Raw genomic sequence first — 15,312 nt, forward strand, 5'->3', positions numbered from 1 at the left:
GCAGCTACCTGCTCGTGCAGCTACCTGCTCGTGCAGTTACCGGTGCCCGCCGTGCTCCTCGTGCGCGGCGTGCTCCGCCGGCTCCAGCTGGAACGTCGAATGCTCGACGTCGAAGTGGTCGGCCAGGCACAATCCCAAGGCATCGAGCATCCGCCCGGCGCCGCCCTCGCTGAACACGCGCGGCTCGACCACGACATGCGCGGAGAACACGTTGACCCCGGGCGTGATCGCCCACACGTGCACGTCGTGCACCCCGACCGCGCCCGGAGTGCGGAGCACGTGGTCGCGGATGAGGTCGACATCCGTTCCGCGCGGGGTCGACTCGGCCAGCACGCTCGTCGCCTCCCGCAGCAGCGACAGCGCGCGCGGCACAATCAGCCCCGCGACGACGAGCGACGCGATGCCGTCCGCCGCGACGAATCCGGTGAGCAGGATGATCACGGCGGCGATGATCACGGCGATCGACCCGACCAGGTCGCCGAGCACCTCGAGGTAGGCGCCGCGCATGTTGATCGAGTTCTTGCGCCCGCCGCGCAGCACGAGCAGCGACGCCACATTGGCGAGCCCGCCGATCGCCGCGACGATGAGCATCGGGGTGCCGAGCACGACGGTTCCGGCCGGATCGAGCAGCCGGCCCACACCCTCGATCGCCACGAAACCCACGACCCCGAGCAGGATCAGCCCGTTCACGAGGGCAGCGAAGACCTCCGCGCGGCGGGAGCCGTAGCTGCGCCGATCGGATGCCGGGCGTCCGGCGATCGCGATCGCGATCAGCGCGATCACCAGCGCGGTGAGGTCGGAGAGCATGTGCCCGGCGTCGGCGAGCAGGGCTAGCGACCCGGAGACCAGCGCGCCGACGACCTCGAGCACGAACACGCTCGCGGTGATGGCGATCGCGATCACCAGCCGACGAGTGTTCGTCAGATCGGATGCCCCGTGGTCGTGTGCCATACCTCAACTGTAGAGAGCGGGTCGGGCCGCCCACCACGGGCTCTCAGCCGATGCTGCAGACCTTCACCGAAATCTCGGAGGCCTCGTCGCCCTGCTGCTCAAGGTACGCGGCGACAGTGTCGTGCACCCTGCGGCAGATATCGGATGCTGACTCGTCGTCACTCACTCCGATGTTCACGCGCACCTGCGTGCCGCTCTTCGGTTCCTTGACGACGACGGGGTTGGTGTCGGACTCGCGTCCGGTCACAAAGTCCACGACCTTGTCGAGCACCCGCCCGATTGTCGACGCCGCGTCGTACACGATCAGCACACCGGGGGTCGACTGCACGAGATCGGTGAGGTCAGTGGAAATGGTGTCAGTGTCGGGCATCTGCTACTCCGTCGGGGCGAGTGACGCCGAGGCATCCTCGATGGTTACGTCGATGGCCGCGATCGTGAGCTCGGTGTGGCGCTCGAGTTCGGCACGCACCGCGCGGCGAACGTCCTCCTCGGCCTCCGCGAGGCGATCGACCCAGAAGGCATTCGCGTCGACGAGCACGTTGATCGGCTCGCCCAGCACTGCGACGTCGCCCTCGAGGCGGCAGCGTCCCGTGACGATGCCGCCCACCGAGTCGCCGGCGGCGCGGATCATGCCGCGCACCGCACCCTCGGTGACGCTGAGTCGGGCGCTGGAGGAGCCGTGGGTGATCGGGATGTCGCGGCCCGCGTGCACCTCGCGCGTGAGGTTGGCGAGGATCGACGTGACCCAGTTGTCGTCGCGCTCCGGCTCGGCGAGGGCATCCCGGTCGAGGAGTGTTCTCGTGAGGCCGCGCAGGCGCTCGAGTGCGGCGAGGGCGATTTGGGAGCCGGGGGAGTTGTCGATCGAGTCGTCGCTCGGGGTGCGGTCGCGGTCGAGGTAGTCGTTGAGCTCCTCGATGGTGTGGCCGTCGAGGCCCTCGGGCTCGTCGCCGGAGAAATCGGCATGCTCGGCAGAATCGTTGCTCATCGCCATGCCTCCATTTCTCGAGTCAGTGCCTTTCGCGCGCGGGCCAGAAGGCCGCGCACGGTGGAGGTCGGCAGGTCGAGTTGCTCGCCTATTTCCTCGTAACTGTAGTCGGCGAGCTCTCTGAGAGTCCAACATTGTCGCTGCGGCTCGGGGAGGGCCGCGAGTGCCTGCGACAGCGCCTGCTCCTGGGAGCGGGACTCGGCGACATGCGCCGGGGACTTCTCGATCGGCTCCTGAGGATCATGGTCGTCGATGTCGCCGTGCTCGCGCCTGGCGCGCAGGCGGTCGATGCTCTTATTGCTGACGATGCGCATCATCCAGCTCTTCACAGCTCGCCCGTCGTCGAGCGTCGACAGCTGCTGCCACGACGTCACGAAGGCCTCCTGAACGACGTCGTCGGACTCTGCATTCGACCCGAGGATGCGCGTGGCATAGGCGCGCATGAGCGGACCGTACCGGCGCACGAGCACCTCGAACGCCCGCACGTCGCCGTCGGCGGCCCGCCCGGCGAGTGTGCGATCGTCGGCGTCGGTGAGGGATGCCGGAGCGTGTTCAGACACGACGGTGACCACCTCCTCATTTTCCAACTAGTTTTGCCCGCGGCGTGACGAAGTGGCCCCCGGCACCGTCTTAGTCAATGACTATCTCATAACCGTCGCATCCCGTGATGGTTGAAGAGACTCTCCCCCAGACCCCGGGAGCCCCAAAATGGCAGCGATTTCAGCAATTCGAACTACTGCGACTCGCGACGCACACCAGAGGACTCCCGTGAACAAGCGCCGCTCCACCTATCTTGAACTCCCCGCACGCGAAGGGCGCGCCATAAATCTGATGCGGTCCGGTCGCTGGCTGAAGCCCACGCGGTCGGTGCGGGACGGCATCCTTGCCCGATTCCCCACATCTTCCCCTGCGGTGAGCGCACCCGCGGGGGCAGCACTTCCCGAGCGATCCACCCACTCTTCCCCTGCGTCGATTACCCGCGCAGGGGCAGCACTTCCCGAGGCGGCGACGCCGGTGTCGCCGCTGGCCGACCGAGCGACGGCCGAGCCAGCGATGCCGGAGCACGGTAGCTCGATGCGCGCCGTGGTCGTGATCGCCGTCGCCGTTGCGGCACTCGCGTTCGCGGCGTTCGTCGGCACCGAGGTGGTGCTCCGCGCGCTCGGCCGCGCGTCGTTCATCTCGGAATTCGTCGGCTCACCCTCCGCGAATCCCGGCTACATCTACGACCTGATCCTCATCGCGATAGCGGTGCTCGGCGCAAGCCTCGGCCTGGCGTTCCTGCTCGTGAGCGCGATCATCGGCGTGCGCCTCGAGCGCCAGCAAGGGATCGTGCTCGGAACGGATGCCGGCGCCGTCGACGGTCGTGCCGCGGTCGTGAGCCGCTTTGCGCCCCCAGCATCCACCGGCCCTGCCCCGCCGTTCACACCGCCAGGCGCGCCCGGGTCGGCCGTGCGCTAGCCAACAGACTGACCGTCGGGAGGAGATCCTCCGACCGGCATTTCCCCCAACAGAATCAGTGACAAAGGAGATGACAATGGGTGCCGATGACAAAGCTCAGAACACGGGCGAGAAGATGATGGGCAAGGCCAAGGAGACCGCGGGCAAGCTCACCGACAACGAGCGTTTGGAAGCTGAGGGCAAGGCCGACCAGGCCAAGGGCAGCGCCAAGCAGGCCGGTGAAAACGTCAAGGACGTCTTCAAGGGCTAGCCCCACAACTTGATGTTCCCGCCGACTGGGCTCGGCGGGAACGTCATTCACCAACTACTACTGAGCACTGGGCTCAGAGCGAAGGAGAACCTCATGATGGGCAAAATTCTCTTTGTGGCAGGTGCTGCCACAGGTTACGTCCTCGGCTCCAGGGCCGGACGAGAGGCCTACGAGAAGCTGAAGGTCAGGGCAGACAAGCTCTGGAACAGCGACAAGGTTCAGAGCGGCATCAGGGAGACCAAGTCGCGCGTCGCCGAGAAGGCCCCCGAACTGCGCAAGAAGGCCGAAGATGCGATGCATGGCGGGTCGGGTTCTGACAAGAAAGACTCCGACAAGAGCGGTTCTGACAAGAGCGATTCCGACAAGAGCGGCACCGACTCGTCGAAGAACGCCGACGCGGGCGAGCACGGCCACTGATTACTTTCATCATTCAGGAGTAGCAGGGCCAAAGTAGGGCGGATGCTGCCGAATCGACTGATTCGGCGGCATCCGCCCTTACTTAATGGCCGGTTGGGCGGGTGGTGGCCGAGTTTTCGATACCCAACTCCTGAATGATGAAAGCTGCCGGAATATCTGGGGCCCGTGCAGCGCTGGTGGTTAGGGTATGTACGACTGCCCCCAAATCAGGAACGGAACGCGCACACATGGCCGGACGCATCTACTCCAACGTCACTGAACTTGTCGGAAACACGCCCCTTGTGCGCATCAACCGATTGGCAGAGGGCGTCGGAGCCACGATTCTCGGGAAGCTCGAGTTCTACAACCCCGCAGGCAGCGTCAAGGACCGGATCGGGGTCGCGATCATCGACGCCGCCGAGAAGTCCGGCGAGCTGAAGCCCGGCGGCACCATCGTCGAAGGCACGAGCGGTAACACGGGCATCGCGCTGGCCATGGCCGGCGCCGCCCGCGGCTACAAGGTGATCATGACGATGCCCGAGACGATGAGCAAGGAACGCCGCGTCATCCTGCGCGCGTTCGGCGCAGAGATCGTGCTGACCCCCGGATCCGAGGGGATGCGCGGAGCGATCGAGAAGGCGCAGGAGATCGTCGCGAACACCCCGAACTCGATCTGGGCCCGCCAGTTCGACAACGAGGCGAACCCGCAGATCCACCGCGAGACCACCGCGGAAGAAGTCTGGAACGACACCGACGGCGCCGTCGACATCTTCGTCGCGGGCATCGGCACCGGCGGCACCATCACGGGCGTCGGCCAGGTGCTCAAGGAGCGCAAGCCCAGCGTGCAGATCGTCGGCGTCGAGCCGATCGACTCGCCGCTTTTGACCGAGGGCAAGGCCGGACCGCACAAGATCCAGGGCATCGGAGCCAACTTCGTGCCGTCGATCCTCGACAAGAACGCCTACGACGAGATCATCGACGTCACTCTCGACGACTCGCTCGACATCGCCCGCCGCCTCGCCACCGAGGAAGGCATCTTCACCGGAATCTCCTCCGGCGCGATCATCTGGGCCGCCCTCGAGCTGGCGAAGCGCCCGGAGAACGCTGGCAAAACCATCGTCGCGATCATCTGCGACACGGGCGAGCGCTACCTCTCCAGCATCCTGTTCGAACACCTCCAGGACTGAGATTGAGCTACCTGGCCGGCGCGCGTCGGCGGCTGCGCGCCGCGTTCGGCGTCGGCGTCGGCCCGCGCATGACCGAGGACATCGCCGCCGCCCGGCTGCGTGACCCGGCCGCGCGCAGCAACGCCGAGGTGTTCTGGCTGTACCCCGGCGTGCACGCCGTCTGGTGGTACCGGCTGGCGAACAAGCTGTGGCGCCGCCGCTTCTTCTTCGTGGCCCGGGCGATCTCGCAGGCCGCGCGCGCCGCGACGGGAGTGGAGATCCACCCCGGCGCGACGATCGGGCGCCGCCTGTTCATCGACCACGGCATGGGCGTCGTGATCGGCGAGACCGCGGTGCTCGGCGACGACGTGATGCTGTACCACGGGGTCACCCTCGGCGGCCGCAGCACGAAGCTGGAGAAGCGGCATCCGACCCTCGGCAACGGCGTTCTCGTCGGCGCCGGCGCGGTGATTCTCGGACCGATCACGATCGGCGAGGGCAGCAGCGTCGGCGCCGGCGCGGTTGTAGTGCGCGATGCCCCGGCCCGCTCGGTGCTGACCGGAATTCCCGCGAAGGCCGTGCCGATCAATGCGCCGGATGCCGCCAGCGACGACTTCTACATCGATCCGGCGATCTACATCTGAGGTTGACCCCATTGTCAGGGGAGTGTGTCTAGGCTCGTCCCGTGGACTACGCCTATCACCGACTCGCCCGCTCGTGGCCGAAGTACAAGTGGTGGAAGTCGCTGATCACCGCGCTTATCGGTGGGGCGATCTTCCTCGTGCTGTCGATCATCATCGCGGTCGGGTTCATCGTCGGGTCGTTCCTGTCGCCGGATGTCTTCGGCAACTTCAACGACCTCCTCACGCTGGGCGAGATCGACCTGTCCGACCCGATCACCTTCGCATTCGCCGTCGGCTCGATCGCCCTGCTGCTGCCAGCGGTCATCTTCGCGACGCTCATCATGGGGCCGTGGCCGCTCGGCCTGCTGTCGTCGGTGGCCGGGCGTCTGCGGTGGGGCTGGCTCGCGCGCTGCATCCCGATCGGGCTGCTCGTCTACGGCGTGGTCTTCGGGCTCTCCTTCCTCGTGATCGATCCGCTCAGCGGGGCGGGCCCGCTGTCGCCGGTCATCACGTCGACGACGTGGGTGCTCATCGCGCTTGCGCTCGTACTCACCCCGCTGCAGGCGACGGCAGAGGAGTACGTGTTTCGCGGGTTTCTCATGCAGACGATCGGCGGTTGGCTGAAGCATCCGGCCTGGGCGATCCTGCTTCCCGTGCCGCTGTTCGCGATCGGCCACAACTACGACGTGTGGGGGCTGCTGGACGTGTCGATCTTCGGCGTCACCGCAGCCTGGCTCACCTGGCGCACCGGCGGACTCGAGGCCGCGATCGTGGCGCACGTGATCAACAACACCACGTTGTTCGTGCTCGGCGCGGTCGGGCTGACCGACCTCAACGCCGACTCCGGCAGCCCGATCGGACTTCTCGTGACGGGCCTGATCATGGTCGCCTACTCGGCGCTCGTGGTGCGCGCCGCCAATCGCAGCGGCCTCGTCACGACGCGCACGCTGCTGCCGCCGGAGCCGGTGCCGGTCGTGGACGCCGCCGGCTGGCCGCCGGTCGAGCAGCCCGCCCGAGATTCCGCTGGTTGAGCCGCGCGGGCCTGGCTGTCGGCGGGGCCTCGTAAACTTGCCGGTATGAGTTCGACACCGGATGCGCCCGCCCGCCCCCTCGCGCGCAGCGCACCGGCCGAGGTGCTGCACCGCGTCTTCGGCTACGACGAATTCCGCGGAAACCAGGCCGAGATCATCGACCACGTGTCATCCGGCGGCGACGCACTCGTCCTGATGCCCACCGGCGGCGGCAAGTCCCTCTGCTACCAGATCCCGGCGCTTGTGCGCCGCGGAACCGGCATCGTCATTTCCCCGCTCATCGCCCTCATGCAGGACCAGGTCGACGCACTCTCCGCCGTCGGGGTGCGCGCGGCCTACCTGAACTCCACCCAGACCCCGGATGCCAAGGCGGCCGTCGAGCGCGCCTATCTCGCGGGCGAGCTCGACCTGCTCTATCTCGCGCCGGAGCGGCTACGGGTGCAGTCGACCGCTGCCCTGCTCGACCGGGGCGAGATGGCTCTGTTCGCGATCGACGAGGCGCACTGCGTGTCGCAATGGGGCCACGACTTCCGCCCCGACTACCTGCAGCTGTCGGTGCTGCACGAGCGCTGGCCGACAGTGCCGCGCATCGCGCTCACCGCGACCGCGACCGAGCAGACCCACGCCGAGATCGCCCAGCGCCTGCAGCTCGGCGAGGCGAAGCACTTCGTGGCCAGCTTCGACCGTCCGAACATCCAGTACCGGATCGCCTCGAAGAACTCGCCCCAGCAGCAGCTGCTCCAGCTCGTGCGTAGCGAGCACGACGGCGACGCGGGCATCGTCTACTGCCTCTCGCGGGCATCCGTCGAGAAGACCGCGCAGATGCTGGTCGACAACGGAATCCCCGCTCTGCCGTACCACGCGGGCCTCCCGGCACCGGTCCGGGCCGCCAACCAGTCGCGGTTCCTGCGCGAAGACGGCATCATCATGGTCGCGACGATCGCGTTCGGGATGGGCATCGACAAGCCGGATGTGCGGTTCGTCGCCCACCTCGACCTGCCCAAGAGCGTCGAGGGCTACTACCAGGAGACCGGACGCGCGGGCCGCGACGGGCTGCCGTCGACCGCGTGGCTTGCCTACGGGCTGCAGGACGTCGTGCAACAGCGCCGGATGATCGCCGACTCGGAGGGCGACAATGCTCACCGACGCAAGCTCTCCGCGCACCTCGACGCGATGCTCGCGCTGTGCGAGACAGTCGAATGCCGCCGGGTGCAGCTGCTCGCCTACTTCGGCGAGACGTCGACCGCGTGCGGCAACTGCGACACCTGCCTGTCGCCGCCCGAGTCGATCGACGGCACCATCGCCGCCCAGAAGCTGCTGTCGACGGTCGTGCGACTGCAGCGCGAGCGCAACCAGAAGTTCGGCGCGGGTCAGCTCATCGACATCCTGCTCGGCAAGCGCACGCCGCGCGTGGAACAGAACGGCCACGACAACCTGAGCACCTTCGGAATCGGCGGCGAGCTGAGCGAGCCCGAGTGGCGCGGTGTCGTGCGGCAGCTGCTCGCGCAGGGACTACTCCAGGTCAACAGCGACGGCTTCGGCACACTCGTGATCACCGACGACAGCGCCGCGGTGCTCTCCGGGGCACGCAAGGTCTCGCTGCGCCGCGAGCCCGATCGCCCGGCGAAGAAGGCGTCGCGCACGGCGCGCGGGGCATCCGCCGAGCTCCCCGCGGGAGCCACCCCGCTGTTCGAGAAGTTGCGGGCCTGGCGTGCCGCCGAGGCAAAGGAGCAGGGCGTTCCGGCGTATGTGATCTTCCACGATGCGACCCTTCGCGAAATCGCGACAGGCACCCCCGGCACCCTCGCCGAGCTGGGCACGGTGTCGGGCGTCGGCGAGTCGAAGCTCGAGAAGTACGGGCAGAAGCTCCTCGACGCGATCAGCGCGGCCTGACCCGCGCGACGGCGCGACGGCACGCCCGCGCGACGGCTCGCCTGGGGAGTAGACCGACGCGCCGCACAACCCAGTTGCACCGGCGCGGGCGCCGGTCTAGCGTTGGGCCAACCAATGGGGGTGGTCATCGCTGATCGGAGCCCGCATGCCGAAGTACCGCGCCGCCCTTCCGCAACTGGAGGAGGGCGCGCTGTTCCTCACTGACGCCGGGCTCGAGACCACCCTCTTGTTTTGGGAGGGGATCGATCTGCCGCATTTCGCGGCATGCGAGCTGCTGCGCTCTGACGAGGGTCGCGATGTGCTGCGCTCCTACTTCAATCGTCACGCTGCGGTCGCCACCCGGCTCGGCCTGGGCTTCGTTCTCGACACGGCGACGTGGCGCGCAAATCCCGACTGGACCGCCCGTCTCGGCTACGGCTCTCAGGAGTTCGAGAGGGTCAATCGCTCGTCCGTGCTGCTCGCCCAAAAGGTGCGACGGGTCTGGGAGACGGATGCCTCCCGGATCGTGATCGCGGCGGTGGTCGGTCCACGCGCCGGCGGCTACGCCAGCTCCGAGAGGCAGTCCGCGCAGGAGGCCGCCGACTACCACTCCTGGCAGATCGACATCTTCGCCGACACCGAGGCCGACTTCATCAGCGCGCTCACCCTCAACTACAGCGAGGAGGCGATCGGTATCACCCGTGCCGCCCAGGCGGCGGGGATGCCCGTCGTCATCTCGTTCACCGTCGAGACCGACGGCCGGCTCGCGAGCGGCGAGAGCATCAGCGAGGCCATTTCCGCGGTGGACATCGACTCCGGCTGGTACCCGGAGTGTTTCGCGATCAACTGCGCGCATCCGACGCACCTCGCCGAGGGCATGTGGGACGACGACGCTGTGCGCAGGCGGGTCAGGGGGATCCGCGCGAACGCATCCCGCTGCAGCCACGCCGAACTCGACAACTCCGAGACGCTCGACGATGGCGACCCAGAGGAACTCGGGCGCCAGCTCGGCGAGCTGCGGCGAACCAACCCCCAGCTCACGATGCTCGGCGGATGCTGCGGATGCGACACCCGGCACATCGAGGCCATCGGTCGCTCCGCCGTCGCCTCCGGTTCGGCCATCGGTTTACCGCGAATCGGCGCGGCCGCCGACTGACCCGCGGTAGCCGACTACCCGCGGCCGCCGACTACCCGCGGTAGCCGCGCGGCTCCGCTCGTCAGCGTGAGTGGTCCATCAGCTCGCTCCACTTCGACCGCAGAATCCCGGCGAGTGGCCGCTGCTGCTCGCCCTGCTGCGCGGCGAGCACAATGAGCACGGCGGTGAGCACCGGGGTCGCCCACTGCAAGTACTTCTGTTGCGTCTGGGCCGACTCGAGCTCCGAGCTCGCCCCGGAGCCCGCCTCGGTGACACCTTTACCGCCCTCGTCGGCGTGCTCGGCGATCTTCTTCCCCACCACGCCGGAGTACAAGGTCGTGCCGAGCGCGGCGGCGGTGACGGCGATCTTGACGATCGTGTTGGTGCGGCCCTCCGACTGCGCAGACAGTCGCGACTTGTTCGCGAGGATCAGGGCAAGACCGCCGACGCCGTGGATGACCAGAGCGCCCAGCTGCACCGGCGCCCAACGCGCCCAGCCCGCCGACGAGAGGGTTAACCGCTCCGTCGGGTCGTTCGCGCGCGCCGCTGCGCCGTTGAGGCCGACGGCGCCCATGAGGCCGCCGCCAAACCAGGCCGCGAGACCGAGATCGTGCATTGAGCGGACGAAAGTGTTGCGTTCTGACATGGCGCTTCTCCTGGTGTGTCGAGACGGGGGAAGGTCAAATGACCCCTATTAGGGGGACTCTAACCCCGTTTCGACGCGCAGAGGCAGGGGGTAGAACCTAGAGCGAAAAGCACCTAAACAGTCTCAGCGATGTCGGTCGCCGGGGTCGTCCCGCCCGTCCCGCTCGAGCTCCCGCTGCGCCAGATGGGCGAGTTCGCGCAGGTAGACCATGTCTACGTCGGACTCCGCGCGGGGATCCGAATCGAAGACGCAGAGCGCGCCGATCCGCTCGCCGGTGGGCGACTCGATCGGGAATCCCGCATAGAACCGGATGAACGGCTTGCCGGTGACGAGCGGGTTGTTGCGAAACCTCGGATCCTTCCGTGCGTCGCACACGATCATCCCCTCCCGGGTGCGGATCGTGAAGTCGCAGAACCCGTCGGAGCGCGCGATCTCGGTAACCTGGGTGCCGCTGCGCGCCTTGTGCCACTGCCGATCGCCGTCGATCACAGTGAACAGCGCAGACGTCGTTCTCAGCGCGCGGCGCGCGATCGAGACCATTCGGTCGAGGCGCACATTCGGCACGGCGTTCAGGCCCATCCGGTCGAGGGCGCGCTGGCGGTGCGCCTCGTGTGCCGGCTCGTCGGCCGCGCTCGGGCGGTGCGGATCCCGAGGCACCCGGAGCACGTCGTTGAGGCCGGCCGGGATCACCCGCGCGATCTCGCCGGCCCAGTGCGTGTAGGCGGCGGGCTCGCGATGCCGGGTCGTGTTGACGGCGGAGACCGAGGTGAGCGGCGCGAACGTCGCCCGCTCCGAGCGGGCGCACACCTGCTGGGTTATCGCGTTCATCTCCGCGGCGTGCTGGTCCGCGACTGTGCCGAACACCGAATCGAAGGTCGGAATGGATCGGATTGGTTGGATGCCCGTCACGACGACCTTCGTTCCGGTCGAGGTGGCTTCTTCCACCCCTGCGACCAGGTCGTCGAGCTTCTGCTGCCAGGTGCCGAGCGGTGTCAGGCGTGTTGCGTCGTTCACGCCGAGCACGATCACGATCACGTCGTAGCGCCAGAGCTGCATGGCAAGAACGGCCTGCAGGGCACTGGAGATGGAGATGTCCGGATCGGCGGCGAGGTCGACATCCGCCCCCCGTCCGGTGGCCGCGGACAGCGCCCGAGCGAACGCGCCCGGAAGCGCGAGGTCGTGGGTTGCGACGCCCCAGCCGACCGCCGGGCCGGCACCGAAGATCATGGCGCGCAGGCTGTCCCGTCCCGCGGCATTCGCCCGCGCGGGACCGGTCGGGCGGGGGACGTGCCGGAGGGATCGGTCGACGCTCGAACCCCAGAGACTCATCGCGGGGCTGAGGGTGAGGTTTTTGAGTTCGGTGAGAACGCCCCGCGGTGCGCCACCAATGCCTGCGCGGGATTCGTCGTTGTCCATGAGACCCCCCAGTCTCACCAGTCGTGAAGACCGGTCACTATCGACCGTATCAGCCGTTTGCTCGGCTGGCGATCAGGATTATGCGCGATCGACCTAGGCTGGGCCGATGCGCACCTATTACCCCGAGATCGAACCACACGACTCCGGCCTGCTCGAGGTTGGCGACGGACAGAGCCTGTACTGGGAGGCATCCGGTAACCCGCAGGGCAAGCCCGTCGTGTTCCTGCACGGAGGCCCGGGCGGTGCGGTCGCGCCCAAGCACCGCCGGGCATTCGACCCGGCGAAGTACCGCATCATCCTGTTCGACCAGCGCGGATCGGGCCGGAGCGTGCCGCACGCGAGCGAGCCGGGCTACGACCTCGCGGTCAACACCACCTGGCACCTCGTCGCCGACATCGAGCGGCTGCGCGAGCACCTCGAGATCGACCGCTGGCAGGTCTTCGGCGGGAGCTGGGGCAGCACCCTCGCGCTCGCCTACGCCCAGACGCATCCGGATCGGGTCACCGAGCTCGTGCTGCGCGGCATCTTCACCCTGCGCGAGACCGAGCTCGACTGGTTCTACGAGGGCCCGGCCGGGCAGATCTTCCCGGATGTGTGGGAGAGCTACGCGGCGCAGGTTCCCGGCGGGCAGCGTGGCGGCTACATCGACGCGTACCACGCACTGCTCAACGACCCCGATCCGGCGGTGCACGGTCCCGCGGCGGTGGCCTGGTCGACCTGGGAGGCGAGCGCGATCACCCTGCTGCCACAACCCGAGACCGTGGCCGTTTTCTCCGACCCCCGGTTCGCGCTGGCGTTCGCGCGCATCGAGAATCACTACTTCGTCAACAAGGGGTGGATGGCCGACGGCCAGCTGATCGCGGGCGCGCACCTGTTGCGCGACATCCCCGCCGTCATCGTGCAGGGCCGCTACGACATCTGCACCCCGCCCGTCACCGCGTGGGATCTGCACCGGGCCTGGCCGGAAGCCGAGTTCCACATGGTCCCCGATGCGGGGCACTCGTTCGACGAGCCCGGCATCCTGTCGGCACTGATCGAGGCGACGGACGGGTTTGCCGACCGCTGACCGCTGACCGATGACAGCCCGGCCGGGCCCCAACTCCTGAATGATGACAGCGCGCCGCACGGCATCCGCCCGGCGGCAACCCCTTATTGTCGCGGGACCCGGGCGTTACGATTTCGCCAGGAGGTGGCGCAGATGCGCGCGAAGGCAGGCGAGCGGATTGTGATCCGAGGCAAGACGGTCGAGTCGCCAGACCGGCACGGCGAGATCCTCGAAGTGCGTGGCAGTGAGGGGACCGCACCGTACTTCGTGCGATTCGACGACGGACACGAGGCGCTCGTGTTCCCCGGCGGCGACACCATAATCGAGCGGCCGAACAAGAGCTGACCCACGCAAGAGCGGCCACGCAAGAGCGGCCGAACAAGAGCTGGCCCACGCAAGACTCGACCCGGCCGCGAGCTGACTCACGCGAGAGCTGAGAGGAGCCGCTGAGCGCTAATGAATTGGCGTATACCTTTGCTAGCCGTGCAGGTGATCGTCGCGCTCAGCGCGGTGGTGAGCGGTGTGGCCCTCGCGCTCGGCGAACGGGCCGGATCGCTTGGCATCGTCCCACCGCTGGAGTGGCTCGAGGGGACCCCCTTCAACTCCTATCTGCTGCCGGGGCTCGTGCTGATACTCGTCGTCGGCGGCACCCACGCCCTCGCCTTCGTGCTGCTGCTCCGCCGCGCGACCTGGGCGCTCGCCGCATCCGCCGTCGCCGGCTTCGGAATGGTGATCTGGGTCTTCGTGCAGATGGTGTTGATCCCGTACAGCTTCCTGCAGGCGGTGTACTTCGGCGCGGGACTGCTCGAGATCGTGCTTGTGCTGCTCATGCTCGACCTGTTCCACCCGTACCCGCCCGCGCTCGACCCGCCGCCAATGGTGGCGCGCGACCGCATCTTCTGACCGGGCTCAGTCGTGCAGCAGCAGCTCGCCACGTGCGACCGCGCCGGTGGCTACGCCCGCGAACCCTGAGCCGGGGTGCGCGGCATCGCGACGACCGCGACGACGGTTGCCGCCGCCGCGATGACCACGGCGAGGAACACCGCGGACGACGCGGTCGTGATCGTCTCAGCATCCGTTCCGGAGCCCCCGGATGCCGCGAAGATGCCGTTCGCGACCGCACCGAAGATCGCGACGCCGATCGCGCTGCCGATCGAGCGGGAGAACAGGCTCGCGCCGGTCACGACGCCCCGCTGGTTCCACTCGACGCTCGACTGGGCGGCGATGAGCGTCGGCGTGGCGACGAGGCCGAGTCCCAGGCCGATGAGGAAGCAGCTCGCCGCGACGGTGACGAGGTTCGGCTCGCCCGCGAATGCGGCGAGAATGACCGCGCCAGAGACCACGACGACCATTCCGATGAGCGCCGTGTTGCGGAACCCGATGCGCAGGTAGAAGCGCCCGGAGAGGGATGCCGAGATCGGCCAGCCGATCGTCAGCGCGGCGAGGGCGAGCCCCGCGACGAGCGGCGACACCTCGAGTGACCCCTCGAGGTAGGTGGGCACGTACGAGGTGAGGCCGATCAGGATCGCGCCGACGCCGAGCCCCACCAGCGCCGTGGTCAGCAGCAGCCGGCGGGAGAAGACCCAGAGCGGCAGGATCGGCTCGGCGGCGCGCGTCTCGGCCAGCACGAAGCATCCGAGCAGGAGCCCGCCGACGACGAATGCCCCGATGCTCAGCGGGGAATCCCATGCCCACGATTGCCCTCCCTCGAGGATGCCGAGGATGAGCAGACTGAGCGAACTCGTGAGCAACACGGCGCCGAGGTAGTCGACGCGGTGCGCGCGCGGTTCGATCCGCTCGTGCAGGGTGCGCATGATCATCCAGCCCGCGACGATGCATAGCGGGATGTTGATGAAGAAGATCCAGCGCCAGGACAGGAACTCGGAGAACAACCCGCCCAGGGTCGGGCCGACGACCGACGAGATCGCCCAGACGCTCGCGAGATAGCCCTGCACCTGCGCCCGCTCGGCGATGGTGTAAATATCGCCCACGATGGTGATCGCCGTCGGCTGCACCGCGCCGGCGCCGAGGCCCTGCACGGCGCGGAACGCGATGAGCGCCGGCATGCTCCAGGCAAGCCCGCAGAGGATCGAGCCGAGCAGAAACAGGGCGATGCCGAAGATGATGATCGGCTTGCGCCCGAGAACCTCCGAGAGTTTAGCGTAGATGGGCACGGAGACGGCCTGCGCGAGCAGGTAGATCGAGAACAGCCACGGGAACTGGGCGAATCCGCCGAGGTCGCCGACGATGGAGGTGATCGCGGTCGCGAGGATCGTCGCGTCGATGGCGACCAGTCCGGTCGCCATCATGATGGCGATGAGGATCGGGCCGCGTTCCG

General features: G+C 67.9%; 18 protein-coding genes. 11 read left to right on the top strand and 7 right to left on the bottom strand.

Going from position 1 to position 15,312, the window contains the following annotated elements:
• Window positions 1–36 precede the first annotated feature (36 nt).
• Genes BHD05_RS03345 through BHD05_RS03360 form a run of 4 tightly spaced genes read right to left on the bottom strand, consistent with a single transcriptional unit; the run spans window position 37 to window position 2,496 of the window.
• Window positions 37–951 carry a cation diffusion facilitator family transporter gene (locus BHD05_RS03345; protein WP_161885174.1) on the bottom strand — a complete coding sequence of 305 codons (915 nt, stop codon included), beginning with the start codon at window positions 949–951 and terminating at the stop codon, window positions 37–39.
• 43 nt (window positions 952–994) lie between these two features.
• Complete coding sequence (locus BHD05_RS03350) at window positions 995–1,321, bottom strand: hypothetical protein (protein ID WP_161885175.1); 327 nt, start codon at window positions 1,319–1,321, stop codon at window positions 995–997.
• A gap of 3 nt (window positions 1,322–1,324) precedes the next feature.
• Window positions 1,325–1,936 carry a hypothetical protein gene (locus BHD05_RS03355; RefSeq protein ID WP_161885176.1) on the bottom strand — a complete coding sequence of 204 codons (612 nt, stop codon included), beginning with the start codon at window positions 1,934–1,936 and terminating at the stop codon, window positions 1,325–1,327.
• On the bottom strand, window positions 1,933–2,496 hold the full coding sequence (locus BHD05_RS03360; RefSeq protein WP_161885177.1) for an RNA polymerase sigma factor: 564 nt from the start codon (window positions 2,494–2,496) through the stop codon (window positions 1,933–1,935). Before BHD05_RS03360 ends, BHD05_RS03355 begins: the two co-directional genes overlap by 4 nt.
• A gap of 208 nt (window positions 2,497–2,704) precedes the next feature.
• On the opposite strand from BHD05_RS03360, the gene BHD05_RS03365 reads away from it, so the two are divergent.
• The 8 genes from BHD05_RS03365 (at window position 2,705) to BHD05_RS03400 (ending at window position 9,888) form a co-directional block, all read left to right on the top strand.
• A complete protein-coding gene (locus BHD05_RS03365) occupies window positions 2,705–3,394 on the top strand; it encodes a hypothetical protein (protein WP_161885178.1) in 690 nt (229 codons plus the stop codon).
• 76 nt (window positions 3,395–3,470) lie between these two features.
• Complete coding sequence (locus BHD05_RS03370) at window positions 3,471–3,644, top strand: CsbD family protein (protein ID WP_161885179.1); 174 nt, start codon at window positions 3,471–3,473, stop codon at window positions 3,642–3,644.
• A gap of 93 nt (window positions 3,645–3,737) precedes the next feature.
• A complete protein-coding gene (locus tag BHD05_RS03375; RefSeq protein ID WP_161885180.1) occupies window positions 3,738–4,061 on the top strand; it encodes a YtxH domain-containing protein in 324 nt (107 codons plus the stop codon).
• 227 nt (window positions 4,062–4,288) lie between these two features.
• The gene (cysK, locus tag BHD05_RS03380) at window positions 4,289–5,227 is read left to right on the top strand and encodes a cysteine synthase A (RefSeq protein ID WP_161885181.1); all 939 of its coding nucleotides are present in this window, start codon (window positions 4,289–4,291) and stop codon (window positions 5,225–5,227) included.
• 68 nt (window positions 5,228–5,295) lie between these two features.
• The gene (gene epsC / locus BHD05_RS03385) at window positions 5,296–5,850 is read left to right on the top strand and encodes a serine O-acetyltransferase EpsC (RefSeq protein WP_161887325.1); all 555 of its coding nucleotides are present in this window, start codon (window positions 5,296–5,298) and stop codon (window positions 5,848–5,850) included.
• 41 nt (window positions 5,851–5,891) lie between these two features.
• Window positions 5,892–6,860, top strand: coding sequence for a CPBP family intramembrane glutamic endopeptidase (locus tag BHD05_RS03390; RefSeq protein ID WP_161885182.1), 969 nt, complete (start codon window positions 5,892–5,894; stop codon window positions 6,858–6,860).
• A 45-nt stretch (window positions 6,861–6,905) separates the two neighbouring features.
• Window positions 6,906–8,753: a DNA helicase RecQ gene (recQ, locus tag BHD05_RS03395; RefSeq protein WP_161885183.1), complete on the top strand. Its 1,848-nt coding sequence runs from the start codon at window positions 6,906–6,908 to the stop codon at window positions 8,751–8,753.
• A gap of 145 nt (window positions 8,754–8,898) precedes the next feature.
• Window positions 8,899–9,888 carry a homocysteine S-methyltransferase family protein gene (locus BHD05_RS03400; RefSeq protein WP_161885184.1) on the top strand — a complete coding sequence of 330 codons (990 nt, stop codon included), beginning with the start codon at window positions 8,899–8,901 and terminating at the stop codon, window positions 9,886–9,888.
• A 61-nt stretch (window positions 9,889–9,949) separates the two neighbouring features.
• Here BHD05_RS03400 and BHD05_RS03405 read toward each other — a convergent pair whose 3' ends face one another.
• Both BHD05_RS03405 and BHD05_RS03410 read right to left on the bottom strand, forming a co-directional pair.
• Window positions 9,950–10,513, bottom strand: a complete 564-nt coding sequence (locus BHD05_RS03405) for a hypothetical protein (protein WP_161885185.1) — start codon at window positions 10,511–10,513, stop codon at window positions 9,950–9,952.
• A gap of 123 nt (window positions 10,514–10,636) precedes the next feature.
• Complete coding sequence (locus BHD05_RS03410; protein WP_161885186.1) at window positions 10,637–11,929, bottom strand: GDSL-type esterase/lipase family protein; 1,293 nt, start codon at window positions 11,927–11,929, stop codon at window positions 10,637–10,639.
• 106 nt (window positions 11,930–12,035) lie between these two features.
• Between BHD05_RS03410 and pip the strand changes: the two genes are divergently transcribed.
• The 3 genes from pip to BHD05_RS03425 all read left to right on the top strand — a co-directional run bounded on the left by pip (window position 12,036) and on the right by BHD05_RS03425 (window position 13,877).
• Complete coding sequence (pip, locus tag BHD05_RS03415; RefSeq protein ID WP_161885187.1) at window positions 12,036–12,995, top strand: prolyl aminopeptidase; 960 nt, start codon at window positions 12,036–12,038, stop codon at window positions 12,993–12,995.
• A gap of 132 nt (window positions 12,996–13,127) precedes the next feature.
• A complete protein-coding gene (locus BHD05_RS03420) occupies window positions 13,128–13,319 on the top strand; it encodes a DUF1918 domain-containing protein (protein ID WP_161885188.1) in 192 nt (63 codons plus the stop codon).
• Window positions 13,320–13,457: 138 nt separating this feature from the next.
• On the top strand, window positions 13,458–13,877 hold the full coding sequence (locus BHD05_RS03425; RefSeq protein WP_236966629.1) for a hypothetical protein: 420 nt from the start codon (window positions 13,458–13,460) through the stop codon (window positions 13,875–13,877).
• Between the two features lie 50 nt (window positions 13,878–13,927).
• Here BHD05_RS03425 and BHD05_RS03430 read toward each other — a convergent pair whose 3' ends face one another.
• Window positions 13,928–15,283: an MFS transporter gene (locus tag BHD05_RS03430; protein WP_161887326.1), complete on the bottom strand. Its 1,356-nt coding sequence runs from the start codon at window positions 15,281–15,283 to the stop codon at window positions 13,928–13,930.
• Window positions 15,284–15,312: the final 29 nt, after the last annotated feature.

Origin of the sequence: Marisediminicola antarctica, from assembly GCF_009930795.1 — a bacterium.
GTDB classification, from domain to species: domain Bacteria; phylum Actinomycetota; class Actinomycetes; order Actinomycetales; family Microbacteriaceae; genus Marisediminicola; species Marisediminicola antarctica.